We start from the raw sequence: 23,488 nt of genomic DNA on the forward strand, positions 1-23,488 counted from the left end.
GAAACGGCGTTCCGTCTTCACCTGATGCGGGCCTTGGGGTAACATGCCCGGCAAAGAGCCTGCTGACTTCGCCGCAGCGCCGGTTGGCGGTTCGACACTGGAGAGATTTTCGCTATGAGCCTGAAAGCCGTCGACGAGAAAGATGACAAGAAAGACAAACCGCTGGGCAGCCAAAGCCTGTTCCGCGGTTTGCAGTTGATTGAGATCCTGAGCAATTTTCCCAACGGGTGCCCACTGGCGCATCTGTCTGAGCTGGCCGGCATGAACAAGAGCACGGTGCACCGTCTGCTGCAGGGGTTGCACACCAGCGGCTATGTGACCCAGGCGCCGTCGCCGGGCAGCTACCGCCTGACCACCAAGTTCATTTCCATCGGCCAGAAGGCGCTGTCGTCACTCAACATCATCCACGTGGCTGCGCCGCATTTGGAGCAGCTGAACCTGGAAGTGGGGGAGACGGTCAACTTCTCCAGCCGCGAAGACGATCACGTCATCCTGATCTACAAGCTGGAGCCGACCACCGGCATGATGCGCACTCGCGCTTATATCGGCCAGCATATGCCGCTGTACTGTTCGGCGATGGGTAAAATCTTCATGGCCTACGGCAACGACGATTATCCGGCTCACTACTGGCAGACTCACCAGCAGGAGATTCAGACGCTGACGCGCAATACCATTACCGAGCTGCCGAAGATGTATGAGGAACTGGCCGATATTCGCCAGCGCGGCTTGGCGATGGATCGCGAGGAAAACGAGCTGGGGGTCTCCTGCGTGGCGGCACCGGTGTTCGATATTCAACAGCGCGTGCCTTATGCGGTGTCTGTTTCTCTGCCGACCGCCAAGCTGCAGCAGATCGGCGTCAAAAGCCTGATCAAACCGGTGCTGGCCACCGCGCAACGCATCTCGCAGGAGCTGGGGTTCGTCACGCCGATTTGAGTATTAGCTCTGCTGATGCTGGATTAGAAACATCAATTTCAACTAATGATCGCTTCCTCGTATGATGCGCGTGTTGACCGATACGCGCCCACGTCCGGCGCCTTTTATCATTCGAGGAATCTCCCATGTTAGCCGTCTTCCTGCAGGGTTTTGCTCTGAGCGCCGCCATGATCCTGCCGCTGGGCCCGCAGAACGTATTCGTGATGAATCAGGGCATTCGCCGTCAGTATCATCTGATGATCGCCTCATTGTGCGCACTGAGCGATATCGTGCTGATCTGCGCCGGTATTTTCGGCGGCAGCGCGTTGCTGACCCGCTCGCCGCTGCTGTTGGCGCTGGTCACCTGGGGCGGTGTGGCGTTTCTGCTGTGGTACGGCTGGGGCGCGTTCCGTTCCGCCTTCAGCCCGCAACCGGCGCAGGCCGCGGCGCAGGAGCTGGCGCAGAGTCGCTGGCGCATCGTGGTCACAATGCTGGCGGTCACCTGGCTGAATCCGCACGTCTATCTGGACACCTTCGTGGTGCTCGGCAGCCTGGGCGGACAGCTGACGGCGGATGTGCGCTCCTGGTTCGCGCTTGGCGCGGTCAGCGCGTCGGCGGTGTGGTTCTTCGGCCTGGCGCTGCTGGCCTCCTGGCTGGCGCCGTGGCTGAATACGCAGCGGGCGCAGCGCATCATCAATGCGCTGGTCGGGCTGGTGATGTGGGGCATCGCGCTGCAGCTGGCCTGGCAGGGGGCAAATTTATAAGAATTTGTCACTAATCCGAATTCAAAACGCCGTGCGATATGCTACGTTTGATGCCAGGAATCCGGCGGTTCTCGCAGGGAAAAGCCGGCGATCAGAGACAGCCTGTCATTAAGGAGACACTGTGAAGCTAAAAGCATTGGCTATGGCCGCAATGGTCGGATTAGGGACGTTACCGATGGCGCTGCAGGCGGCTGAAGTGCCTGAAGGGCCGCACGTCGTCACCTCCGGCACCGCCAGCGTGGACGCCACGCCGGATATCGCCACCCTGGCGATCGAGGTGAGCGTTTCCTCCAAAGACGCCGCTCAGGCGAAGAAGCAGGTAGACGAGCGCGTGGCGCAGTACTTTGATTTCCTGCAGAAAAACAACATCGAGAAAAAAGACATCAGCGCCGCCAACCTGCGCACTCAGCCGGAATACGACTACCTGAAAACCGGCGAGTCGGTGCTGAAGGGCTACCGGGCGGTGCGCCAGGTGCAGGTCACTCTGCGCCAGTTGGACAAGCTGAACGAGTTGCTGGACGGCGCGCTGAAATCCGGCCTGAACGAGATCCGCGCGGTGGAGCTGGGCGTCGCCAAACCGGACGTATATCGCGAGCAGGCGCGGCAAAAAGCGATCGAGAACGCGACTCAGCAGGCCGAATCCCTGGCCAAGGGCTTCCACGCCAAGCTGGGGCCGGTGTACAGCATTCGCTACCGGGTCGCCAACTACCAGCCGATGCCGGTGGCGCGGATGTATAAGGCGGCCGGCGCGGCGGCGGAAAACGACGCGGCGCAAACCTATGAACAGCAAAGCATTCACTTCGACGATCAGGTGGATGTGGTGTTCGAGCTGCAGCGCAACGCCGCGCAGTAAGGGTGTTGTCATGAAGAAAAGGTTCGCTGCGGCGAACCTTTTTTCGTTTTAATCCTGGCGCAGCACCTGGTGACCGTGCTCCAGCAACGCGTCGGTCACTTTACGCATCATGCGGCTCTCCGGCGCGAAGCGGTGCCAGTACAGCATGCGGCGCTGGTACAGCCCCGGCGTCAAATCGATCAGTTCGCCGGATGCCAGCTCCTTTTCGATCTGCAGATGTGGGATCATACAGCAGGTGGTGCCCTGACGGGCCAGCTGCACGAAGGCTTCCGATGAGTTCACGATGTGGCAGGGCACGCTGCCCGGCGACAGATCGAAGTTCTGCTGCAGGAATGCCTGGTGCATGTCGTCGAGATGATCGAAGGCCACCGCCGGCGCTTTCAACAGCGCGGAGCGGGTGACGCCGTTCGGGAAATAGCGCTCGGCGAAGCCGCTGGAGGCCACGAACAGGTAGTCCAGCGCCCCCAGCCGATCCACCAGGCAACTCGGCAGCGGCTGCGGCTGAATACTCACCGCGCCCACCACCTCACCGCGGCGCAGCCGCTCCTGGGTGCGGGTTTCATCTTCCACCTGCAGATTCAGACGAATGGGGGAGTCCGCCAGCACCGGCTTCAGCGCCGGCAGCAGCCAGGTCGCCAGACTGTCGGCGTTGACCGCCAGCGACAGCAGCAGCGGCGTATCGACGCCGGTGTCATTGCCGAGCCACTCTTCTTCCAGCAGCTCCACCTGATGCAGCAGCGCCAGCAGCTTTTGCCCTTGTTCGGTCGGGCGCGGCGGCACGGTACGAACCAGCAGCGGTTGGCCGAACAGGTTTTCCAGCTGTTTGATGCGTTGGGATACCGCCGATTGCGTGATACAGAGTTTTTGCGCGGCGCGCTCGAAGCCGCGCTCACGGATCACCGCGTCCAGCGCTTGCAGCGTACGATAGTCTGGGCGTTTCATCGGAAAGATATCCCTTAAATTAGAATGATACCGGCACTATGCCACATTTTGCGTGCGGCGCAGGTGGAAAAATCACGCCCCCAGCTCGCCGCCAAGCGGGTAAAAATGCGGGCTGCGGTAAATAAGTGTGATCCTGCCGGCGTGAAAAACAGCGTTTTACCCTATAATACGCACACGTTTTCGTACAGAGGCAAGGGACATATTATGACGCAGGATGAACTGAAAAAAGCGGTGGGCTGGGCGGCGCTGGAATACGTGACGCCGGGCACCATCGTCGGGGTCGGCACCGGCTCTACCGCCGCCCACTTTATTGACGCGCTGGGCTCCATCAAGCACCAGATCGAAGGCGCGGTGTCCAGCTCCGATGCCTCCACCGCCAAGCTGAAAAGCCTCGGCATCCACGTGTTCGACAGCAACGAAGTGGACTCGCTCGATATCTACGTGGACGGCGCGGACGAAATCAACGGCCATATGCAGATGATCAAGGGCGGCGGCGCGGCGCTGACGCGCGAGAAGATCATTGCCGCCATCGCCAAGAAATTCATCTGCATCGTCGACGCCAGCAAGCAGGTGGACGTGCTGGGCAAGTTCCCGCTGCCGGTGGAAGTGATCCCGATGGCTCGCTCTTACGTGGCGCGCGAGCTGGTGAAACTCGGCGGTCTGCCGGAGTATCGCCAGAACGTGGTGACCGACAACGGCAACGTGATCCTCGATGTGCATAACCTGAGCATCACCGACGCCGTGGCGCTGGAGAACAAGATCAACGGCATCGCCGGCGTGGTGACCGTGGGGCTGTTCGCCAACCGCGGTGCGGACGTGGCGCTGGTCGGCACCCCGGAAGGCGTGAAAGTGGTCAAATAAACTTCTGCCGTCTGTGGCCCGGCAGTGCCGGGCCGCATAATTCTTCGGTTAAAATATCTTTTCTGAAAAACGGCAAATTTGGTGACTTATGTCACATTGTGAAAACTGACTCCCCAAAGCTTCTGCCGAAAACTTTCCCTATGGCATTTTCTGCCGTAAACCGCCATCAACGCTGCGCCTTGTCCTGCCGGGCAGGCAATCGTTTGTATTGCCGCCCGCGTTATTTTTGTTATGTTGGATGGGAGCTGTGTCGTCACAGCCGCTTCTGAAGTCTGAACATAGGGTCGGGTAAATGGCAAAAGTATCATTGGAGAAAGACAGGATTAAATTCCTGTTGGTGGAAGGGGTTCATCAGAGCACGGTCGATAATTTACGTGCCGCCGGTTATACCAACATCGAATACCACAAGGGTGCGTTAGACACCGAATCGCTGAAGGCATCCATCCGCGATGCACACTTCGTCGGCATCCGATCGCGCACGCATCTGACCGAAGAGGTGTTCGCCGCCGCAGAAAAACTGGTGGCGGTGGGCTGCTTCTGCATCGGCACCAACCAGGTTGAGCTGAAAGCGGCGACCAAACGCGGTATTCCGGTCTTCAACGCCCCCTTCTCCAATACCCGATCCGTGGCCGAAATGGTGCTGGGCGAGCTGCTGTTGATGCTGCGCGGCATTCCGGCCGCCAACGCCAAGGCGCACCGCGGCGTGTGGCACAAACTGGCCGTGGGCTCCTATGAGGCGCGCGGCAAAAAGCTGGGCATCATCGGTTACGGCCATATCGGCACCCAATTGGGCATTCTGGCCGAAGGGCTGGGCATGAAGGTGTTCTTCTACGACATCGAGAACAAACTGCCGCTGGGCAATGCGCAGCAGGTGCGCCATCTGTCCGATTTGCTCAATATGAGCGACGTGGTGACGCTGCACGTGCCGGAAACGCCATCGACCAAAAATATGATGGGGGCGGAAGAGCTGGCGCTGATGAAACCGGGCGCCATTCTGATCAACGCCTCGCGCGGCACCGTGGTGGATATTCCCGCGCTGTGCGACGCGCTGGCCAGCAATCACCTGGCGGGCGCGGCGATCGACGTCTTCCCGGAAGAGCCTGCGACCAACAGCGATCCGTTCAACTCGCCGCTGTGTGAGTTCGACAACGTGCTGCTGACGCCGCACATCGGCGGTTCCACGCAGGAAGCGCAGGAGAACATCGGCGACGAAGTGGCCGGCAAGCTGGCGAAATACTCCGACAACGGATCGACTCTGTCCGCCGTCAACTTCCCGGAAGTGTCGCTGCCGGCGCATGGCCCGAACGCCAGCCGCCTGCTGCACATCCACGAAAACCGTCCGGGCGTTCTGACGCAGATTAACCAGATCTTCGCCGAAGAGGGGGTTAACATCGCCGCACAGTATCTGCAAACCGGGCCGGAAATCGGCTATGTGGTGATCGACATCGAAGCGGAAACCGCGCGCGCCGACGCCGCGCTGCAGCGTATGAAGGCCATCGACGGCACCATCCGCGCCCGCCTGCTGTTCTGATTCGGCGGCATGCCGCAACGAAAAAGGCCGGAGCGATCCGGCCTTTTGCTATTTGGGCTCATGCCACGCCCAGCTGCAGAGCGGGGTGAGGATTTCCGGCAGCGGGATATCCCAATGTTCGGTCGGCAGGTGTTCCACCTGCTGGCAATCATGGGCCAGGCCGATGGGATAGGGGCCGCCGCTGCGCCAGTTTTGCAGGGTGCGATCGTAAAAGCCGCCGCCCATGCCCAGACGCTGCCCGGTATGATCGAACGCCACCAGCGGCGTCAGCACCACCTCCAGTTCACCCAGCGGCAACACCTGGCGCACATCGAGGCGTGGTTCGAGAATATTGAAGCGGTTGCGCACCAGCGGCGTTTCCGGCGCATAGCGCAGGAACAGCAGGTGGCCTGGGCTGAACGGATGCAGCACCGGCAGGTAAACCCGTTTGCCGAGCGTCCACAGCCGCTCGATCAGCGGCCCGGTATCGAGTTCGCCGTCAAACGACAAAAACACCGCGATGCTGTGCGCCGCCTGAATGCGTTCATGCGCGACGAGGCGTTCGGCTATCTTGTCTGCGGCAAAGCGTTGCTGGCCCGGCGTAAGCTCGCGCCGACGTTGGCGAATGAGTTGACGAATGGCTTGGCGCTGCTGCGCGAATTGGGGTTGAAAAGACATCGTATCAGGCTTGCTCAGTGTGGCGTTCAGCACACATAAACCGCTGAGAAGGGGAATCTCCGAGATGCCGTCGCAGGCTGTAACCCTTGAACCCATGGTTCAAGGTGAACGTGCCGTCGCAATCTTAAGGCTTCTCGGCGCACCGAGCGTGCTCACCGATCGCGGAGCAACACATTCTGTTTGTACTAAATATCGGCTCAGGGGACTGGCCCGCTGGCGAACATCTCAGAGAAATTTTGTACTCGTTGCCGAAACTTTGATTTCAACAACTTAAGTTATTCGAATTGTGCATCCTGACGTTCAGAGATGCGACCTTGTTCAAGCAGCGCTTGTTCAATGGTCTGCTGCAGCATCCGTATGCGTTGTTCCATATTGGACGCATAGTCACGGGTTTTCAACCGTTCTTGAGCAAGTTCGTGACAGACGTTCAATGCCGCGATGAAAACCAGTTGCTCAGTATTGGAGACTCTAGTGCGAACTTTAAGATCTTGCAACCGCTGGTTAAGATCGTCCGCCGCCATATTCAACGCATCTTGTTGTTCTGGCGGGCAATTGACTCTTAACGAGCGGCCAAAAATTTGAATATCTACCGGTTGTGCAGACATGCCACCTTCCTGCCTAAATTTCGCGCCAGCCTTGTCCGCCCTGGCCGGGCCGTCAAAGCGGGCGCCACTATATATACCTCGGTACCAAGATACAACCCCTTTTTCAGTACCTGGTTGTAATCTACTGTGGCGCACATTGCCAGTCAAAAAAGGGTTTCAAAATGCGTATTTACCGCACTTTCGCCACCCGCCGGCGCAGTGTGAAACCTGCCACATCGCGATTATAACTAGCCACTGAGGTGTCGCGCTTATCTGGTATAGCGACGGACCTTGGTGGTAGCATAACACGAACTTATCCTGCCAACGATGACGAATGCGCATGTCTATACAGAATACATTTCCAAGTTACCAATCTTTAACCGTGGCCCTCAACCAGCAGTCGGTGGCGTTGACCGCGGCAGAAATGCACGGCCTGATCAGCGGCCTGCTGTGCGGCGGCAGCCGTGACGCCGGCTGGCAGGCGCTGGTGCACGATCTGACCAACGAAGGCGTCGCCTTCCCGCAGGCGCTCAGCCAACCGCTGCAACAGCTGTATGAAGCGACGCGCGACACGCTGGAAGATGACGAATTCCTGTTCCAACTGATGCTGCCCGAAGGGGAGATCGTCAGCGTGTTCGATCGCGCCGACGCGCTGGCCGGTTGGGTCAACCACTTCCTGCTCGGGCTGGGCATGATGCAGCCGAAGCTGGCCCAGGTGAAAGACGAAGTCGGTGAAGCGATCGACGACCTGCGCAACATCGCGCAACTGGGCTACGACGAAGACGAAGATCAGGAAGAATTGGAACAGTCGCTGGAAGAAGTGGCGGAGTATGTGCGGGTCGCCGCCATCATGTGCCACGGCGAATTCGCCCGTCACAAGCCGACGGCACCGGAAAACATCAAACCGACGTTGCACTAAACGTTTTATCACCCCTCCGCCGGCGGTGCGGATGGCATGATTTCAGGAGAAGGCAATGACTCAGCAGGAATTCAACAACCGCCGCCAGGCGCTGTTGGCGAAAATGGCGCCGGCCAGCGCGGCGGTTATTTTCTCTGCGCCGGAAACGACGCGCAGTGCAGATTCAGACTATCCCTACCGGCAGAACAGCGACTTTTGGTACCTGACCGGCTTCAATGAGCCCGAAGCGGTGCTGGTGCTGATTAAAAGCGATGAAACGCACAACCACAGCGTGTTGTTCAACCGGGTGCGCGATTTGACGGCGGAAATCTGGTTTGGCCGCCGCCTGGGGCAAGACGCCGCGCCGGCGAAGCTGGGCGTGGATCGCGCGCTGCCGTTCGATGAAATCAATGACCAACTGCACCTGCTGCTCAACGGCCTGGATGCGGTCTACCACGCGCAGGGCGAATACGCCTATGCCGATCAGATCCTGTTCGGCGCGTTGGACAAGCTGCGCAAGGGGTTCCGCCAGAATCTGCAGGCGCCGGCCACCGTTACCGACTGGCGGCCGTGGCTGCACGACATGCGCCTGTTCAAATCGCCGGAAGAGCTGGCGGTGATGCGCCGCGCCGGTGAGATCAGCGCGTTGGCGCATACCCGCGCGATGGAAAAATGCCGCCCGGGCATGTTCGAATACCAGCTGGAAGCGGAAATTCATCATGAATTCACCCGCCTCGGCGCCCGTTATCCGTCTTACAACACCATCGTCGGCAGCGGCGAAAACGGCTGCATCCTGCACTACACCGAGAACGAGAGCCAGATGCGCGACGGCGATCTGGTGCTGATCGACGCCGGTTGCGAGTACCAGGGGTACGCCGGCGACATCACCCGCACCTTCCCGGTCAACGGCAAGTTCAGCCGGCCGCAGCGCGCGGTGTACGACATTGTGCTGGCGTCGCTGCAGCGCGCTTTGGAACTGTTCAAACCCGGCACCAGCATCCGCGAAGTCAATGACGAAGTGGTGCGCATCATGGTGGTCGGGCTGGTGGAGCTGGGCGTATTGAAAGGTGAAGTCGATCAATTGATCGCCGAGCAGGCCCACCGTCAGTTCTTTATGCACGGGTTGAGCCACTGGTTGGGGCTCGATGTGCATGACGTCGGCCACTACGGCACGCCGAGCCGCGATCGGCTGCTGGAGCCGGGCATGGTGCTGACCGTGGAACCGGGGCTGTACATCGCGCCGGATGCGGACGTGCCGGAGGAATACCGCGGCATTGGCATCCGCATCGAGGACGACATCGTGATCACCGCCGACGGCAATGAAAACCTGACTGCCACCGTAGTGAAAGATGCCGATGCCATCGAAGCGTTGATGGCGGCGGCAAGGTCATAGCATGAGCGTAATTATCGTTGGCGGCGGTATGGCGGGCGCGACGCTGGCGCTGGCTATCTCGTCGCTTACTCAGGGAAGAATGGCGGTGGATCTGGTCGAGGCGACCCGGCCGGACGACCGCAGCCATCCTGGTTTTGACGCCCGCGCCATTGCTTTGGCGCAGGGCACCTGCCAACAGCTGGCGCGCATCGGCGTTTGGCCGGCGCTGCGCGACTGCGCCACGCCGATCACTCAGGTGCACGTCAGCGATCGCGGTCACGCCGGTTTCGTTAATCTGCAGGCGCAGGATTATCAGGTCGATGCGCTCGGGCAGGTGATCGAACTGCACGACGCCGGGCAGCGGCTGTTTGCACTGCTGGCGAAGGCGCCGGGCGTCACGCTGCACTGCCCCGCGCGGGTGGTGGACGTGATCCGCACCGCGGAGCGGGCGGAAGTGCTGCTGGACAACGGCCAGCGTCTGCGCGGGCAGCTGCTGGTGGCGGCCGACGGTTCGCGTTCGGCGCTGGCGCAGGCCTGCAACGTGCAGTGGCGGCAGGAGGACTATCCGCAGTTCGCCACCATCGCCAACGTCACCACGGCGGAAGATCCGCAGGGGCGAGCTTTCGAGCGCTTTACCCGTTATGGGCCGCTGGCGCTGTTGCCGATGTCGCAGGGGCGCAGTTCGCTGGTGTGGTGCCATGCGCGCGAAGATCGCGCCCGGGTGGATGCCTGGGACGACGCGCGTTTTATCGCCGAGCTGCAACAGGCTTTCGGCTGGCGGCTGGGGCGCATCCTCAAGGCCGGTAAGCGGCACAGTTATCCACTTGGCCTGCTGACCGCCGATCGCCATGTCAGCCACCGGCTGGCGCTGGTGGGCAACGCGGCGCAGACGCTGCATCCGATCGCCGGGCAGGGGTTCAATCTTGGTCTGCGCGACGTGATGTCGCTGGCGGAAACGCTGGCGGAAGCGGCAGACAGCGGCGAAGACGCCGGCGGTTACGCATTGCTGAGCCGTTATCAGCAGCGGCGGCAAAACGATCAGCAGGCGACGATCGGCGTGACCGATGGGTTGATCCACCTGTTCGCCAATCGTTATAGCCCGCTGGTGGTCGGCCGCAATCTGGGGCTGATGGCGATGGCGCGTTTGCCGGCGGTGCGCGACGCCTTCGCCAAGCGTACGCTGGGCTGGGTGGAACGTTAGACACAGAATCGGGCGCCCTGTGGCGCGCCCAAAAACGCGGCGCGGCAAGGCGTCGCGCGTTATTTAAGGAAATCGAGCAGCATGCAATCATTTGACGTGATTATCGCCGGTGGCGGTATGGTGGGGCTGGCGTTGGCCTGCGGCTTGCAGGGCAGCGGGCTGCGCGTGGCGGTGTTGGAGCAGCGCCAGCCGGAGATGACGCCGCCGTCGGAGCAGCCTGCGCTGCGCGTCTCCGCCATCAATGCCGCCAGCGAGCGGTTGCTGCAGCACATCGGCGTGTGGGACGACATCCTCCAACAGCGCGCCAGCGCTTACAACGCGATGGAAGTGTGGGATCGCGACAGCTTCGGCAAAATCGCCTTCCGCGGCGATGAGTGCGGCTTCAGCCATCTCGGCCACATCATCGAAAATTCGGTGATCCAGCAGGCGCTGTGGAAACGCGCCGAAAGCCTGTCGGACATCACGCTGATTACCCCGGCCGCGCTCAAGCAGGTGGCGTGGGGCGAGAATGACGCCTTCATCACGCTGGAGGACGGCCGTATGCTGACCGCCCGGTTGGTGATTGGCGCCGACGGCGCCCAGTCGTGGCTGCGCCAGCATGCCGATATCCCGCTTACCTTCTGGGACTATCGCCACCACGCGCTGGTGGCCACCATCCGCACCGAAGAGCCGCACCAGGCCACGGCGCGGCAAATTTTCCACGGCGACGGCATTCTGGCGTTCCTGCCGTTCAGCGATCCGCATTTGAGCTCCATCGTCTGGTCGGTCGCGCCGGAAGAGGCCGAGCGTCTCAAGCAGCTGGAGCCGGAACAATTCAACCGCGAACTGGCGATGGCCTTCGATATGCGTCTGGGCGCCTGCAGCCTGGAAAGCGAACGGCTGGCGTTCCCGCTGACCGGCCGCTATGCGCGCAGCTTCGCGGCGCACCGCCTGGCGCTGGTGGGCGATGCGGCGCATACCGTGCATCCGCTGGCCGGACAGGGCGTGAACCTGGGCTTTATGGACGCCGCCGAGCTGATTTCCGAACTGCGTCGCCTGCAACGGCAGGGCAAGGATATTGGCCAGCACCTCTATCTGCGCCGCTATGAGCGCCGCCGCAAACATGGCGCGGCGGTAATGCTGGCCAGCATGCAGGGTTTCCGCGAACTGTTCGACGGCAATCACCCGGCCAAAAAGCTGCTGCGCGACGTGGGCCTGCGGCTGGCGGACAGCCTGCCGGGCGTCAAACCGAAGCTGGTGCGTCAGGCGATGGGCCTGAACGATCTGCCCGAGTGGCTTGCCTGACACCTGCCTTCTGCGGGCCCGCAGCGGGCTCGCGCTTCTCGCCTTATGCCATCGCGTTTCCTTATATAACCCCTCATTTGAAATAATCTAATTTCAGCCGCTTTTTATCATTACTTTTTCTAATTCCATGTTCGGTTATCAAAAGTCCGGATCCCATGTGCGGCCATAGGTTTGTTATATAAGTTCGGTGTTTTGCCGCTTTAATTGTTAATTTTGTGCCTTAAGGCGCATTTTTCCAGTGAAAAACTCTGCACACTAGCCCGGCGTTTTACCGCCCGGGAACGGCGATGAGCCTATTTTAACTTATGGTTAATGTGGTCGTTCGGTGATAAGTTCGAGGGAAAGGTATCGTTTGCGTCACGGCGGTTGCACGCAGTTTCCGCCCGTCCCGGCGCAGCATTTGTGTTGAGCAGTCAGTGCGCCATGGCGATCGGGCCGCGAGCCAGTCTCCGCCGCATTGCGTGGCAGCACCCTAACTTCTAGCGACGAGTGGAAAGAGGGAAAAGATGGCAAAGCAAACCCCACTGTACGACCAGCACGTGGCGTGCGGTGCGCGCATGGTAGACTTTCACGGCTGGATGATGCCGCTGCACTACGGCTCGCAGCTCGATGAGCACCACGCGGTGCGTCAGGATGCCGGCATGTTCGACGTGTCTCACATGACCATTGTGGATCTGCACGGCGCCCGCACCCGCGAGTTCCTGCGCTACCTGCTGGCGAACGACGTCGCCAAACTGACCCAACCCGGCAAAGCGCTGTACACCGGCATGCTGAATGCCTCCGGCGGCGTGATCGACGACCTGATCGTTTATTTCCTCACTGAAGACTATTTCCGCCTGGTGGTGAACTCCGCCACCCGCGACAAAGACCTGGCCTGGATCGAAGAGCACGCCGCGCCGTATGGCGTCGCGCTGACGGTGCGCGACGATCTGGCGCTGATCGCGGTGCAGGGCCCGCAGGCCAAAGAGCGCGCCGGCACCCTGTTCACCCCGGAGCAAAAAAGCGCGGTCGAAGGCATGAAGCCGTTCTTCGGCGTGCAGGCCGGCGAGCTGTTCATCGCCACCACCGGTTACACCGGCGAGGCCGGGTATGAGATCGCGCTGCCGAAAGAGCAGGCGGCGGATTTCTGGCAAAAATTGCTGGCCGCGGGCGTCAAGCCGGCCGGTCTGGGCGCGCGCGACACGCTGCGTCTGGAAGCGGGCATGAACCTCTACGGGCAAGAGATGGATGAAGGCGTTTCGCCGCTGGCCGCCAACATGGGCTGGACCATCGCCTGGCAGCCGGAAGATCGCCGTTTCATCGGCCGCGAAGCGCTGGAACAACAGCGCGAGCAGGGCACCGAGCAACTGGTCGGCTTGATCATGACGGAAAAAGGCGTATTACGTAATGAGCTGCCGGTGCGTTTCACCGACGCGGCGGGGCAAACCCACGAAGGCGTGATCACCAGCGGTTCGTTCTCCCCGACGCTGGGCTTCAGCATCGCGCTGGCGCGTGTGCCGGCGGGCATCGGCGAGCAGGCTATCGTGCAGATCCGCAACCGCGAGATGCCGGTCAAAGTGACCAAGCCCGGTTTCGTTCGCGCCGGCAAGCCGCTGGCAAATTAATTTCTATTGATTGATTTTTTATTTCTTCGAAGGAGTAACCGGCGATGAGCAATGTGCCAACAGAATTGAAATACGCATCCTCCCACGAGTGGGTTCGTGCAGAAGGTAACGGCGTTTACACCGTAGGCATCACCGAACACGCGCAGGAACTGCTGGGCGATATGGTATTTGTCGATCTGCCGGAAGTGGGCCGCACAGTCGCCGCCGGTGAAGATTGCGCCGTGGCGGAATCCGTCAAGGCGGCGTCGGACATTTACGCACCAATCAGCGGTGAAATCGTGGCGGTGAACGGCGAGCTGGAAAGCTCCCCGGAGCTGGTGAACAGCGAACCTTACGGTGACGGCTTCCTGTTCCAGATTAAAGCCTCCGACGAAGGCGAGCTGGCGAACCTGCTGGACGCCGCGGCTTATCAGGCCTCGATCGACGAGTAATCGTGCCCACGCCCCAGGCCTTTCGGCCGGGGCGTTTTAGTTACCGTTCAAGCTATATCCCGTATCACGCAAGCATTCAGGAATTTGTAGCAATGACTCAGACACTCAGCCAACTCGAACACAGCGAAGCGTTCATCGAACGCCACATCGGCTCTTCTGCGGAACAACGCCAGGAGTTGCTGGCAGCGGTGGGCGCTCGCTCGCTCAGCGCGCTGATCCAACAGATCGTGCCGGCGGACATTCAGCTGCCGGGGCCGCCGCCGGTTGGCGACGCGGCGACCGAACACCAGGCGCTGGCTGAGCTGAAGGCGATCGCCTCGCAGAATCAGCGCTACAAATCCTATATCGGCATGGGCTACAGCGCCGTGCTGACGCCGCCGGTGATCCTGCGCAACATGCTGGAAAACCCGGGCTGGTACACCGCTTACACCCCTTATCAGCCGGAAGTGTCGCAGGGCCGTCTGGAAGCGCTGCTGAACTTCCAGACCGTGACCCTCGATCTGACCGGCCTGGATCTGGCCTCCGCATCGCTGCTGGATGAAGCCACCGCCGCCGCCGAGGCGATGGCGTTGGCCAAACGCGCCAGCAAGCTGAAAGACGCCAACCGCTTCTTCGTGGCTGACGACGTGCATCCGCAAACGCTGGACGTGGTGCGCACCCGCGCCGAAACCTTCGGCTTCGACGTCATCGTCGATAAAGCGGAAAAAGTGCTGGAGCTGGACGGCGTGTTCGGCGTGTTGCTGCAGCAGGTGGGCACCACCGGTGAACTGCACGACTACAGCGCGCTGCTGGCCGAACTGAAATCGCGCAAAATCATCACCAGCGTGGCCGCCGACATCATGGCCCTGGTGCTGCTGACCGCGCCGGGCAAGCAGGGCGCCGACGTGGTGTTCGGCTCCGCGCAGCGCTTCGGCGTGCCGATGGGCTACGGCGGCCCGCACGCCGCCTTCTTCGCCTGCCGCGACGAGTTCAAGCGTTCGATGCCGGGCCGCATCATCGGCGTTTCCCGCGATGCCGCCGGCAACACCGCGCTGCGCATGGCAATGCAGACCCGCGAGCAGCATATCCGCCGCGAGAAGGCCAACTCGAATATCTGTACTTCGCAGGTGCTGCTGGCCAACATCGCCAGCCTGTATGCGGTGTATCACGGCCCGCAAGGGCTGCAGCGCATCGCCGGGCGCATCCATCGCCTGACCGACATTCTGGCCGCCGGGCTGCAGAAGGCCGGCCTGACGCTGCGCCACAACACCTGGTTCGACACCCTGACCGTTGAAGTGAAAGACAAGGCCGCCGTGCTGGAACGTGCGCTGAGCTTCGGCATCAACCTGCGTACCGACATCCACGGCGCCGTGGGCATCACGCTGGATGAAGCCACCTCGCGTGAAGACGTGCAAACGCTGTTCGCACTGCTGGCCGGCGACAATCAGGGTCTGGACATCGACGCGTTGGACGCGGCGGTGAGCAAAAACAGTCAATCGATCCCGGCCGCCATGCTGCGCCAGGATCCGATCCTGACCCACCCGGTATTCAACCGTTATCACAGCGAAACCGAGATGATGCGTTACATGCATCGCTTGGAGCGTAAGGATCTGGCGCTGAACCAGGCGATGATCCCGCTGGGTTCCTGCACCATGAAATTGAACGCCGCGGCGGAAATGATCCCGATCACCTGGCCTGAATTCTCCGAACTGCACCCGTTCTGCCCGCCGGAGCAGGCTGCCGGTTACCAACAGATGATCGGCCAACTGTCTCAGTGGCTGGTGCAGCTGACCGGCTATGACGCGGTGTGCATGCAGCCGAACTCCGGCGCGCAGGGCGAATACGCCGGCCTGCTGGCGATCCGCCGCTACCACGAAAGCCGCAACGAAGCGGGCCGTCACGTCTGCCTGATCCCGAGCTCGGCGCACGGCACCAACCCGGCCTCCGCCCAGATGGCGGGCATGAGCGTGGTCGTGGTCGCCTGCGACAAGAACGGCAACATCGATCTGCACGATCTGCGCGTCAAGGCGGAGCAGGCAGGCGAAGAACTCTCTTGCATCATGGTGACCTACCCGTCGACCCACGGCGTGTATGAAGAAACCATCCGTGAAGTGTGCCAGATCGTGCATCAGTTCGGCGGTCAGGTGTATCTGGACGGCGCCAACATGAACGCCCAGGTGGGCATCACCACGCCGGGCTACATCGGCGCGGATGTTTCGCACCTCAACCTGCATAAAACCTTCTGCATCCCGCACGGCGGCGGCGGCCCGGGCATGGGCCCTATCGGCGTGAAAGCGCACCTGGCGCCGTTCGTACCGGGCCACAGCGTCGTGCAGATCGACGGCGTAACCACCCAGCAGGGCGCGGTCTCCGCGGCGCCGTTCGGCAGCGCCTCCATCCTGCCGATCAGCTGGATGTACATCCGCATGATGGGCGCGGAAGGCCTGAAGCAGGCCAGCCAGATGGCGATCCTGAACGCCAACTACATCGCCACCCGTCTGAAAGACGCCTATCCGATTCTGTATACCGGCCGCGATCACCGCGTGGCGCACGAATGCATCCTCGACATTCGTCCGCTGAAGGAAGAGACCGGCATCAGCGAAATGGACATCGCCAAGCGCCTGATTGACTTCGGCTTCCACGCGCCGACCATGTCGTTCCCGGTGGCGGGCACGCTGATGGTCGAGCCGACCGAGTCGGAAAGCAAAGTGGAGCTGGATCGCTTTATCGATGCGATGCTGGCGATCCGCAGCGAGATCGACCGCGTCGCCAAAGGCGAATGGCCGCTGGAAGACAACCCGCTGGTGAATGCGCCGCACGTGCAGGCGGAGCTGGTCAACGACTGGCAGCACCCGTACAGCCGCGAGCTGGCGGTGTTCCCGGTGGCCGGCGTACGCGAGAACAAGTACTGGCCGAGCGTTAAGCGTCTGGACGACGTGTACGGCGACCGTAACCTGTTCTGCTCTTGCGTGCCGATGAGCGATTACGAATAACACGTTCGGCAAAGTTTGTGTTCGGGGGACACCGCATCATGCGGTGTCCCTTTTTATTTTATAGCGGCCTATTCTTTCCTGTACGTTCCCACGATTTGAGGAGTCACCATGCAAGCGGCAATCGTAACAGCGCTGGGGCAAGCCCCGGTTTTCGGCACCTTTGAGGAGCCCCAGGCGCAGGTGAATGAAGTGCCGATCGACGTTCTGGCGGCCGGCATCAAACAGTTGGATCGCGCCACCGTCGCCGGCACCCACTATTCCAGCCCGAAGCAATTGCCGATTGTGCCCGGCACCGACGGCGTGGGCCGTACGGCGGACGGAAAACGGGTGTACTTTGCCTCCTTCCGCCGCCCTTACGGTGCGATGGCTGAGCGCAGCGTCGCGTCATGGACGGTGCCGGTGCCGGAGGCGGTGGATGACGCCACGGCGGCAGCGCTGATCAATCCGGCCTTCGCCGCCTGGCTGCCGCTGCGTTGGCGGGCGGATCTGCAGTCCGGTGAAACGGTGCTGATCATCGGCGCCACCGGCACCTCAGGCAAGCTGGCGGTTGCCGCGGCGCGTCAGGCAGGAGCAGGGCGTATCGTTGCCGCCGGCCGTCGGCTGAGCGTGCTGGAAGCGTTGGGCGTGGATGCCACGGTGGATCTGAGCCTGCAGGGCGAGGCGCTGACGCAGGCCTTCGCGGCGGCGGCGGGGCCGGGCGGTTATCAGGTGATCGTCGATTACATCTGGGGGCCGGCGACCGAAGCGCTGCTCGCGACCCTCAATAATCACGATCTCTCGTCTTACGCCGGCGGACGCGGCATTCGCTTGGTCAACGTCGGTTCGATGGCCGCGCCGGACATCCGGCTGCCGGCGGCGGTGTTGCGCAGTAATCAGCTGCAGATCCTCGGCAGCGGCACCGGCAACTTCCCACCGATCCCGGAAATGCAGCGCTACGCGATCGAGATTCTGGCGCTGGCGGCGACCGGAGCGCTCACTATCGAGACGCAGGAACACGCGTTGGCGGAGATCGCCGAGGTGTGGGATCTGAACAAGAAAAGTGACGTGCGTTCGGTGATACGCATCGCCCGTTAAGCCCCGGCCGTTAGCGGCAAGGGCAGACCAGATGAATATCCTCCGGCTCACGGGCGAACAATTCCGTATCCGGCTGTTCGATGAGTCGGCACCCTTGCGCCAGATAGAAGTCTACGGTGCTTTTATTGGGGATGGAGGAGACATACAGCCCGGCGGCGCCTTCTTGCGCCGCCTGACGCAGGCAGAGCTGGAACAGCTGCCTGCCTAACCCCTGGCCGCGTTTGTGCGCGCTGACGTAAAAGAACAGCAGCTGGCGCAGATCCCGCTGTGGGCCGCGCGGTTCGGTGTCCAGCGCCGCCGCCGCCGCGATCTCCTCGCCTTCGAACAGCGCGAAGAACGCCCCGCCGCGATCGAAGCACGCTTCGTGGATCGGCGTATAGGTTTCCCGATCGTGCGGATCCCAGCCGCGCACATCGTAGTAGTCCGGGTAGGGGTGCAACTTGCCGTCCTGCAGGCGATACAGAGTGTCGATAATTTCGCTGCGGTCGATATCCCATAGCCGGTCGAGTTGCTGCCGTTGTAGCAGAACAGGGGCAATCATGGTCGTTGTTCACTCTCAGTCTGTGGCCGGTAACTTTCCGGCAAATCGATGATGAAGCCGATGCCGCGATCGTCGAGGCCTTCGGTGACGCGCAGCTGCGCGCCGATTTTGTCGGCCAGGTTGCGGGCGATGGCCAATCCGAGCCCGCTGCCGGTTTGCTGCGTGCCGGGCACGCGGTAAAAGCGCTCAAACAGGCGGGAACGGTGTTCTTCGCTTACTCCTGGGCCGTTGTCGCGCAACGTAATATAGCAGCCGAGCGGCGCCAGCGAGCGGATATTGGCTTCGATGCGGCTGCCGGGTGGCGCGTATTTGAGCGCATTGTCCAGCAGATTGGTGAAGATGGCGATCAGCGCACGGCGATCGGTGCTCACCACCACATCCTCGCTGCCGTCGAGCGACAGTTCCACATCCTTTTCCAATGCATAGGGAACGTGCTGCGCGATGCATTTGCCAATTTCGGCGTAGATGTCCACCGCCTCAATCTTCAGCGGAAAATCTTCCGCCTCCAGCTTGGCCAGGTTGATCAGCTGGCGTGACAGCGACGCCGCGCGATCCAGCCCTTGCTGCATGTCGCCGATGATCTCCCGGCGCTCCTGCTGCTCGGTGACCTGGGTCAGCAAATGCAGCTGCGCCAGCACGGCGGCGATCGGCGTGCGCAGTTCGTGCGCGGCGTCGGCCATAAACCGTTTCTCGCGCTGATTGGCGGCGTCGATGCGCGCCATCAGTTTGTTGACCTCCATCACCACCGGCCGGATTTCCTGATACTGCTCGCTGACGTTGATCGGCGACAGGTTGCCAGGCTGGCGATCGGAGATGGTGCGGGCGATCTGGCGCAGCGGCCGCAGGCTGAAATAGGCGGTAAACAGCAAGGTGACGATGATGGCCGCCAGAATACCCAGCAGCGGTACGGCGGTGCTCTCCGCCGGATTGCCGAACAGCGTGGTGCGATCGTTGAACGATTCGCCGACGATCACCCGGTACTGGCGCTTTTCGCTCCAGCTGCCGGCGAGATGCCAGTTGGCGCCGGCGTAATTGACGGAACCGGACAGCACCGAAGGCGGCAGGCGCAGCGGCTCTCCCTGCGTTTGCGAACTGTAAAGCACCCGGTTGTCTCGATCGTAAACCACAAACAGCGGGTGATAGTCGATTTCATCCTGCATGCCGTTATTGATGGAATCAATGTACATGCCTTCAATAGTCTTGATGATGCCGCGGTAATCGATATTGTCAGTGCCTGTTTCGTCGAGAATATTGGCGATGCCTGCAGCGACGATGCGTTGCTGGTTATCGAAATATTTCTCCATGTCGGGGTAATACCAATATTTTACCCAGGCGACGAGGAGCCCCCACAACAATAAAATGGCCAGCACCTGGAAAATAATGGTGCGCATAAAGAAGGATTTGAAACCGATCATTCCGCTACTCTTTCTTCAGCAAATAGCCAATGCCGCGTACGGTAATCACTCTTTCTTTACCGATCTTGCGCCGTAAATTATGCATGTGCACTTCCAGCGAGTTGCTTTCCACGCTGTCGCCGTGGCCGAACAGCCGCTGTTCCAACACCGCTTTGCGCACCACGGTGCCGGCGCAACGCATCAGTTCGTGCAGCAGGTGATACTCTTTTTTCGACAGCATCAGCAATTCGTTATCCAGCATGACCTGATGGTTGACTGGATCGAGATACAGCGCGCCGAGGCTCCAGGTTTGTGACGCGAAGCCCGCCATGCGCCGGTTGACCGCCTTGACGCGCGAGATGAGTTCGGGCAGCGCAAAGGGTTTGGCCAGAAAGTCGTCCGCGCCGGAGTCCAGGCTGTTCACCAGGCTTTCAATGCGGTCGCGGGCGGTCAGGATGATGATCGGGATATTTTGCCCGGCGGCGCGCCAGGCGATCAGCTTCTGCAAACCGTCGCCGTCCGGCAGCGTGAGATCCAGCAGCATCAGATCGAATCCGCCGGATGAAAGTTTATTTTCCGCGTCGGCGATCAGGCGCACCCAGCACAAATTAAAGCCGGCCAGCTCCAATGCGCGGCACAGCGCCTTGCCTAATTGCAGGTCGTCTTCCACCAACAGTATGTTCACGTTATTTCCGCTGAGATCCTTGAGTCGCGCTTATCTAACTATAACGCTGACGGGAAGACAACGGGGAAACCTGCTCGGCCTGCGCGTTCTTAAGCAAACCTTAATCTGGCTTTAATCTCGCGTTAAGGGAGCACGGAAGAATTTCAGTTATTTTGCTGCCATTCGAAATCATGGCTGGGGGAGCGAAACATGCAGACTGAAGGTTTCCCGAACGCGGGCGCCTCGCGGCGGCTGATGTATTCAAGCGTGGCGATGCTGCTCGTTCTGTTGCTGTTGTCTTTTCGCGGTGATGCGCAGAGCCATAGCCACGGCGGCCATCATGCTTCCGCTTTGCAGCGGGTGCATCAGGCGGCGGCGACGGATGCTTACGGCTGCGCCAAGTCGCGCATTAAAAAGCAGCTGCGCCGCCTGGCTCAGCTTTGAAGCGGTTTTTAGGACGCCGCTCTATACTCTGACGGGCATACGGGGCGCCTGCGGGCAGGCCGCTGTGTTGATATCGTTAACCAGAGAAAAAACAGTATGACGAAAGTGGCATTGGTAACCGGCGCAAGCCGGGGGATTGGCCGCGCGACCGCTCTGCTGCTGGCCCGGCAGGGCTATGCGGTGGGCGTGAATTACCTGCGTGACGAAAATGCGGCGCGCCAGGTGGTGGCGGAGATCGAGGCGCAGGGCGGCAAGGCGCTAGCGCTGCAGGCCGACGTGGCCGATGAAGCGCAGGTGATGGCGATGTTCAGGGCGCTGGATGCCGGGCTGGGCACGCTCAGCGCGCTGGTCAACAACGCCGGCATTCTGTTCCGGCAGGCGAACATTGAACAGTTGACCGCCGAGCGCATCAATCAGGTGCTCGGCACTAACGTCACCGGTTACTTCCTGTGTTGCCGCGAGGCGGTGAAACGCATGGCGCAGCGTCATGGCGGGCAGGGCGGCGCTATCGTCAATGTGTCTTCCGCCGCTTCTCGTTTAGGCGCGCCGGGGGAGTACGTGGATTATGCCGCCTCGAAAGGCGCCGTCGATTCGTTGACCATCGGGCTATCGCTGGAGGTGGCGGCGCAGGGCATCCGCGTCAACGGCGTGCGGCCTGGGCTTATCTATACCGAGATACACGCCAGCGGCGGCGAACCCGGCCGGGTGGATCGCGTGAAGGGCAGTTTGCCGATGCAGCGCGGCGGCCAGCCGCAAGAAGTGGCGGAGGCGATCGCCTGGCTGCTGTCCGACGCCGCGTCTTACGTGACCGGCACCTTTATCGAGGCCGCAGGCGGGCGTTGAACGCATCCGGAGAATTTTGACATCCCTTCGGAGGTGATGTATTTTGATTAAATAACAACCAAAATGTAGTTACAAAAATGTATGTTTATTTTGAATGGAATCAGGATAAAAATCACAGTAACCAGCGCAAACACCGTGTCAGTTTTGAGATAGCGCAACGGGTTTTTCTGGATCCCAACCATTTGGCTGTGCTGGAAAGGATCGAGGATGGAGAAGAACGTTGGCAAACGATCGGTATGGTCGGATCCTGTTTGCTGTTGCTGGTGGCACATACGACGATCGAAACGGATGTCGAAGGCGATACAGTAGAGATCGTGCGTATCATTTCAGCACGCAAGGCCGATGGCAAAGAGAGGGGAAGATATGAAGCGCAAAAATTCCGCCAAAAATCTGGCCCATAGCGTACTCCCGCCGTTGACGGAGGAGCAGAAAGCGCAAATTGCTTCACTGAGTGCGTTGCCGGACGAGGGCATCGATTATGCCGATGCGCCGGCGCTGGGGGAAGAAACGTGGCAGACTGCGGTTCAGGGGCGTTTTTATAAGCCGATGAAAGTATCAAAAACCATCCGAATCGATGCGGATGTGTTGGCCTGGCTTCAGCGGCCAGGCAAAGGCTATCAGAAACGCCTGAACGCCGTGTTGCGTGAGGCGATGTTGAAAGAGCATGAGCACGAGGAATAATGTGTGTCAGGCGGCTAACGATCCGGTGAGATTCTCACCGGATTTTTTTTGCAGTTTTTTAAGGCAACACCTGCCAACGTCGGCCACCTCTCGATGGAGCTCGATCAAAACTATAAAAACGGTCATTCCGCGGAGCGTGAAATGTGACCGTTTACCGTTTATCTCCTGCTCATCGGCAGAACAGGGTCATCATAACTATTCCCGGTAATATCCTGCGCCGCGGGGTTACCCGTCGTGCAGCAGCGCAGTGCGGAATGACAGGATATGCGCCTGCGCGGCCTCGGCGGCGGCGGCGCTGTCTTGTGCGGCCAGCGCGGCGATAATTGCCCGGTGTTCGTCGATCACTTCGCGCATATGCCCTTCCCGCGACAGGGTGCTGGCCCAAAAGCGCTGCGCCCTGGCATGCAGTACACTCAGGATATCCGCCAGCATGTTATTGCCGGCGATCTGCGCCAGTTCCTGGTGAAATTCATGGTCGAGTGTCATCATGCGCACCCTATCTCGCTCCTGGCTCGCGGCTTCGATTTGCCGATTGAGTTCGGTCAGCGTCGCTATCTGCCTCTCGGTAATCTTCTGGCTCGCCAGCCGCATACACAGCATCTCGTTAGCCAGCCTTACTTCGATCAATTCCAACGCATCGTCCATCGACAACGGTGAAACCATCACGCCTTTGCGCGGGATGACCTGCAATAACCCCTCGTTGGCCAAGCGGTGGATTGCCTGATTGATCGGCGTTCTGCCCATATCCAGGTCGTTCATCACCTGCGCGGTATTGAGATATTCGCCCGGCTTGTAGCTGAGTGTGACCAGCGCCTGTTTGAAACGCCGGTAGGCCAGCTCGTTCAGTGACACGCCGGCTTCTTCCGTCATCGGGCGCTGCGGGCTTTCTGCGTCAACAGTCTTCACGTTTTGCTCCTGCAAGAAGAAAGTTTTTAGACATAGTACACAAAAACATGGCATGGAAATCGCTTATTTGGTAAC

General features: G+C 60.7%; 24 protein-coding genes and 1 other RNA gene. 17 read left to right on the forward strand and 8 right to left on the reverse strand.

The genetic code is table 11. The features are described from left to right. Positions 1–114 precede the first annotated feature (114 nt). The 3 genes from ACMGGK_RS03435 to ACMGGK_RS03445 all read left to right on the forward strand — a co-directional run bounded on the left by ACMGGK_RS03435 (position 115) and on the right by ACMGGK_RS03445 (position 2,529). Entirely contained in the window at positions 115–933 is an 819-nt protein-coding gene (locus tag ACMGGK_RS03435; protein ID WP_033632146.1) for an IclR family transcriptional regulator, read from the forward strand. Between the two features lie 125 nt (positions 934–1,058). Further along, a complete protein-coding gene (gene argO / locus ACMGGK_RS03440; RefSeq protein WP_004931603.1) occupies positions 1,059–1,676 on the forward strand; it encodes an arginine exporter ArgO in 618 nt (205 codons plus the stop codon). A gap of 121 nt (positions 1,677–1,797) precedes the next feature. After that, a complete protein-coding gene (locus ACMGGK_RS03445; protein WP_004931607.1) occupies positions 1,798–2,529 on the forward strand; it encodes an oxidative stress defense protein in 732 nt (243 codons plus the stop codon). A gap of 48 nt (positions 2,530–2,577) precedes the next feature. Here the strand turns inward: ACMGGK_RS03445 and ACMGGK_RS03450 are convergent, their stop codons facing one another. Then, positions 2,578–3,471 carry a LysR family transcriptional regulator ArgP gene (locus ACMGGK_RS03450; RefSeq protein ID WP_004931613.1) on the reverse strand — a complete coding sequence of 298 codons (894 nt, stop codon included), beginning with the start codon at positions 3,469–3,471 and terminating at the stop codon, positions 2,578–2,580. A gap of 204 nt (positions 3,472–3,675) precedes the next feature. Between ACMGGK_RS03450 and rpiA the strand changes: the two genes are divergently transcribed. Both rpiA and serA read left to right on the forward strand, forming a co-directional pair. After that, positions 3,676–4,332: a ribose-5-phosphate isomerase RpiA gene (rpiA, locus tag ACMGGK_RS03455; protein WP_004931614.1), complete on the forward strand. Its 657-nt coding sequence runs from the start codon at positions 3,676–3,678 to the stop codon at positions 4,330–4,332. Between the two features lie 292 nt (positions 4,333–4,624). Then, positions 4,625–5,863, forward strand: coding sequence for a phosphoglycerate dehydrogenase (gene serA / locus ACMGGK_RS03460; protein ID WP_028127697.1), 1,239 nt, complete (start codon positions 4,625–4,627; stop codon positions 5,861–5,863). 48 nt (positions 5,864–5,911) lie between these two features. Here the strand turns inward: serA and ACMGGK_RS03465 are convergent, their stop codons facing one another. From ACMGGK_RS03465 to zapA, 3 genes are all read right to left on the reverse strand, one after another. Further along, positions 5,912–6,520: a 5-formyltetrahydrofolate cyclo-ligase gene (locus tag ACMGGK_RS03465; protein WP_049300360.1), complete on the reverse strand. Its 609-nt coding sequence runs from the start codon at positions 6,518–6,520 to the stop codon at positions 5,912–5,914. A gap of 52 nt (positions 6,521–6,572) precedes the next feature. Then, a non-coding RNA gene (gene ssrS / locus ACMGGK_RS03470) (6S RNA) lies at positions 6,573–6,755 on the reverse strand. Positions 6,756–6,795: 40 nt separating this feature from the next. Then, a complete protein-coding gene (zapA, locus tag ACMGGK_RS03475) occupies positions 6,796–7,125 on the reverse strand; it encodes a cell division protein ZapA (protein ID WP_004931621.1) in 330 nt (109 codons plus the stop codon). Between the two features lie 319 nt (positions 7,126–7,444). Here zapA and ACMGGK_RS03480 point away from each other — a divergent pair, with 319 nt between their 5' ends. The 8 genes from ACMGGK_RS03480 (at position 7,445) to ACMGGK_RS03515 (ending at position 17,940) form a co-directional block, all read left to right on the forward strand. Continuing rightward, positions 7,445–8,023 (forward strand): YecA family protein, encoded by a 579-nt coding sequence (locus ACMGGK_RS03480; protein WP_028127696.1) that lies wholly within the window; start codon positions 7,445–7,447, stop codon positions 8,021–8,023. A gap of 55 nt (positions 8,024–8,078) precedes the next feature. Beyond that, complete coding sequence (gene pepP / locus ACMGGK_RS03485) at positions 8,079–9,395, forward strand: Xaa-Pro aminopeptidase (RefSeq protein ID WP_016930007.1); 1,317 nt, start codon at positions 8,079–8,081, stop codon at positions 9,393–9,395. A 1-nt stretch (position 9,396) separates the two neighbouring features. Beyond that, complete coding sequence (gene ubiH, locus ACMGGK_RS03490; protein ID WP_028128314.1) at positions 9,397–10,575, forward strand: 2-octaprenyl-6-methoxyphenyl hydroxylase; 1,179 nt, start codon at positions 9,397–9,399, stop codon at positions 10,573–10,575. An 81-nt stretch (positions 10,576–10,656) separates the two neighbouring features. After that, entirely contained in the window at positions 10,657–11,859 is a 1,203-nt protein-coding gene (gene ubiI, locus ACMGGK_RS03495) for an FAD-dependent 2-octaprenylphenol hydroxylase (protein WP_016930005.1), read from the forward strand. A gap of 506 nt (positions 11,860–12,365) precedes the next feature. Beyond that, positions 12,366–13,463, forward strand: a complete 1,098-nt coding sequence (gcvT, locus tag ACMGGK_RS03500) for a glycine cleavage system aminomethyltransferase GcvT (protein WP_016930004.1) — start codon at positions 12,366–12,368, stop codon at positions 13,461–13,463. A 44-nt stretch (positions 13,464–13,507) separates the two neighbouring features. After that, complete coding sequence (gene gcvH / locus ACMGGK_RS03505; RefSeq protein WP_043142653.1) at positions 13,508–13,894, forward strand: glycine cleavage system protein GcvH; 387 nt, start codon at positions 13,508–13,510, stop codon at positions 13,892–13,894. 92 nt (positions 13,895–13,986) lie between these two features. After that, positions 13,987–16,866 carry an aminomethyl-transferring glycine dehydrogenase gene (gene gcvP, locus ACMGGK_RS03510; RefSeq protein ID WP_420276694.1) on the forward strand — a complete coding sequence of 960 codons (2,880 nt, stop codon included), beginning with the start codon at positions 13,987–13,989 and terminating at the stop codon, positions 16,864–16,866. A gap of 108 nt (positions 16,867–16,974) precedes the next feature. Then, positions 16,975–17,940 (forward strand): quinone oxidoreductase family protein, encoded by a 966-nt coding sequence (locus tag ACMGGK_RS03515; RefSeq protein WP_206194934.1) that lies wholly within the window; start codon positions 16,975–16,977, stop codon positions 17,938–17,940. A gap of 10 nt (positions 17,941–17,950) precedes the next feature. On the opposite strand, the gene ACMGGK_RS03520 is transcribed toward ACMGGK_RS03515, so the two are convergent. Genes ACMGGK_RS03520 through ACMGGK_RS03530 form a run of 3 tightly spaced genes read right to left on the reverse strand, consistent with a single transcriptional unit; the run spans position 17,951 to position 20,560 of the window. Next, a complete protein-coding gene (locus tag ACMGGK_RS03520) occupies positions 17,951–18,478 on the reverse strand; it encodes a GNAT family N-acetyltransferase (protein ID WP_049300399.1) in 528 nt (175 codons plus the stop codon). Continuing rightward, positions 18,478–19,896 carry an ATP-binding protein gene (locus ACMGGK_RS03525; RefSeq protein ID WP_016930000.1) on the reverse strand — a complete coding sequence of 473 codons (1,419 nt, stop codon included), beginning with the start codon at positions 19,894–19,896 and terminating at the stop codon, positions 18,478–18,480. The genes ACMGGK_RS03520 and ACMGGK_RS03525 overlap by 1 nt, the downstream gene beginning before the upstream one ends. A gap of 4 nt (positions 19,897–19,900) precedes the next feature. After that, a complete protein-coding gene (locus ACMGGK_RS03530; protein WP_016929999.1) occupies positions 19,901–20,560 on the reverse strand; it encodes a response regulator in 660 nt (219 codons plus the stop codon). Between the two features lie 189 nt (positions 20,561–20,749). Between ACMGGK_RS03530 and ACMGGK_RS03535 the strand changes: the two genes are divergently transcribed. The 4 genes from ACMGGK_RS03535 to ACMGGK_RS03550 all read left to right on the forward strand — a co-directional run bounded on the left by ACMGGK_RS03535 (position 20,750) and on the right by ACMGGK_RS03550 (position 22,507). Further along, positions 20,750–20,983, forward strand: coding sequence for a hypothetical protein (locus ACMGGK_RS03535; protein ID WP_016929998.1), 234 nt, complete (start codon positions 20,750–20,752; stop codon positions 20,981–20,983). Positions 20,984–21,079: 96 nt separating this feature from the next. After that, complete coding sequence (locus ACMGGK_RS03540) at positions 21,080–21,826, forward strand: SDR family oxidoreductase (protein ID WP_048797029.1); 747 nt, start codon at positions 21,080–21,082, stop codon at positions 21,824–21,826. A gap of 77 nt (positions 21,827–21,903) precedes the next feature. Beyond that, on the forward strand, positions 21,904–22,227 hold the full coding sequence (locus tag ACMGGK_RS03545) for a BrnT family toxin (protein ID WP_116404143.1): 324 nt from the start codon (positions 21,904–21,906) through the stop codon (positions 22,225–22,227). Next, the gene (locus ACMGGK_RS03550) at positions 22,190–22,507 is read left to right on the forward strand and encodes a BrnA antitoxin family protein (RefSeq protein ID WP_016929995.1); all 318 of its coding nucleotides are present in this window, start codon (positions 22,190–22,192) and stop codon (positions 22,505–22,507) included. Before ACMGGK_RS03545 ends, ACMGGK_RS03550 begins: the two co-directional genes overlap by 38 nt. Before the next feature lie 225 nt (positions 22,508–22,732). Here the strand turns inward: ACMGGK_RS03550 and ACMGGK_RS03555 are convergent, their stop codons facing one another. After that, on the reverse strand, positions 22,733–23,377 hold the full coding sequence (locus tag ACMGGK_RS03555) for a GntR family transcriptional regulator (protein ID WP_169540627.1): 645 nt from the start codon (positions 23,375–23,377) through the stop codon (positions 22,733–22,735). Positions 23,378–23,488 lie beyond the last annotated feature (111 nt).

Source organism: Serratia sp. BNK-33-b (assembly GCF_048684565.1).
In the GTDB taxonomy this organism is placed as follows: Bacteria; Pseudomonadota; Gammaproteobacteria; order Enterobacterales; family Enterobacteriaceae; genus Serratia; species Serratia marcescens.

Excerpts from the sequence above, each read along its gene's own strand:
- ACMGGK_RS03535 (WP_016929998.1), top strand. The coding sequence starts at position 20,750 with ATGCAGACTGAAGGTTTCCCGAACGCGGGCGCCTCGCGGCGGCTGATG.
- pepP (WP_016930007.1), top strand. The coding sequence starts at position 8,079 with ATGACTCAGCAGGAATTCAACAACCGCCGCCAGGCGCTGTTGGCGAAA.
- ACMGGK_RS03540 (WP_048797029.1), top strand. The coding sequence starts at position 21,080 with ATGACGAAAGTGGCATTGGTAACCGGCGCAAGCCGGGGGATTGGCCGC.
- gcvT (WP_016930004.1), top strand. The coding sequence starts at position 12,366 with ATGGCAAAGCAAACCCCACTGTACGACCAGCACGTGGCGTGCGGTGCG.
- gcvH (WP_043142653.1), top strand. The coding sequence starts at position 13,508 with ATGAGCAATGTGCCAACAGAATTGAAATACGCATCCTCCCACGAGTGG.
- ACMGGK_RS03515 (WP_206194934.1), top strand. The coding sequence starts at position 16,975 with ATGCAAGCGGCAATCGTAACAGCGCTGGGGCAAGCCCCGGTTTTCGGC.
- ACMGGK_RS03555 (WP_169540627.1), bottom strand. The coding sequence starts at position 23,377 with ATGACGGAAGAAGCCGGCGTGTCACTGAACGAGCTGGCCTACCGGCGT.
- ubiI (WP_016930005.1), top strand. The coding sequence starts at position 10,657 with ATGCAATCATTTGACGTGATTATCGCCGGTGGCGGTATGGTGGGGCTG.
- ACMGGK_RS03450 (WP_004931613.1), bottom strand. The coding sequence starts at position 3,471 with ATGAAACGCCCAGACTATCGTACGCTGCAAGCGCTGGACGCGGTGATC.
- rpiA (WP_004931614.1), top strand. The coding sequence starts at position 3,676 with ATGACGCAGGATGAACTGAAAAAAGCGGTGGGCTGGGCGGCGCTGGAA.
- ACMGGK_RS03550 (WP_016929995.1), top strand. The coding sequence starts at position 22,190 with ATGAAGCGCAAAAATTCCGCCAAAAATCTGGCCCATAGCGTACTCCCG.
- zapA (WP_004931621.1), bottom strand. The coding sequence starts at position 7,125 with ATGTCTGCACAACCGGTAGATATTCAAATTTTTGGCCGCTCGTTAAGA.
- ACMGGK_RS03525 (WP_016930000.1), bottom strand. The coding sequence starts at position 19,896 with ATGATCGGTTTCAAATCCTTCTTTATGCGCACCATTATTTTCCAGGTG.
- serA (WP_028127697.1), top strand. The coding sequence starts at position 4,625 with ATGGCAAAAGTATCATTGGAGAAAGACAGGATTAAATTCCTGTTGGTG.
- gcvP (WP_420276694.1), top strand. The coding sequence starts at position 13,987 with ATGACTCAGACACTCAGCCAACTCGAACACAGCGAAGCGTTCATCGAA.
- ACMGGK_RS03480 (WP_028127696.1), top strand. The coding sequence starts at position 7,445 with ATGTCTATACAGAATACATTTCCAAGTTACCAATCTTTAACCGTGGCC.
- argO (WP_004931603.1), top strand. The coding sequence starts at position 1,059 with ATGTTAGCCGTCTTCCTGCAGGGTTTTGCTCTGAGCGCCGCCATGATC.
- ACMGGK_RS03545 (WP_116404143.1), top strand. The coding sequence starts at position 21,904 with ATGTATGTTTATTTTGAATGGAATCAGGATAAAAATCACAGTAACCAG.
- ACMGGK_RS03465 (WP_049300360.1), bottom strand. The coding sequence starts at position 6,520 with ATGTCTTTTCAACCCCAATTCGCGCAGCAGCGCCAAGCCATTCGTCAA.
- ACMGGK_RS03435 (WP_033632146.1), top strand. The coding sequence starts at position 115 with ATGAGCCTGAAAGCCGTCGACGAGAAAGATGACAAGAAAGACAAACCG.
- ubiH (WP_028128314.1), top strand. The coding sequence starts at position 9,397 with ATGAGCGTAATTATCGTTGGCGGCGGTATGGCGGGCGCGACGCTGGCG.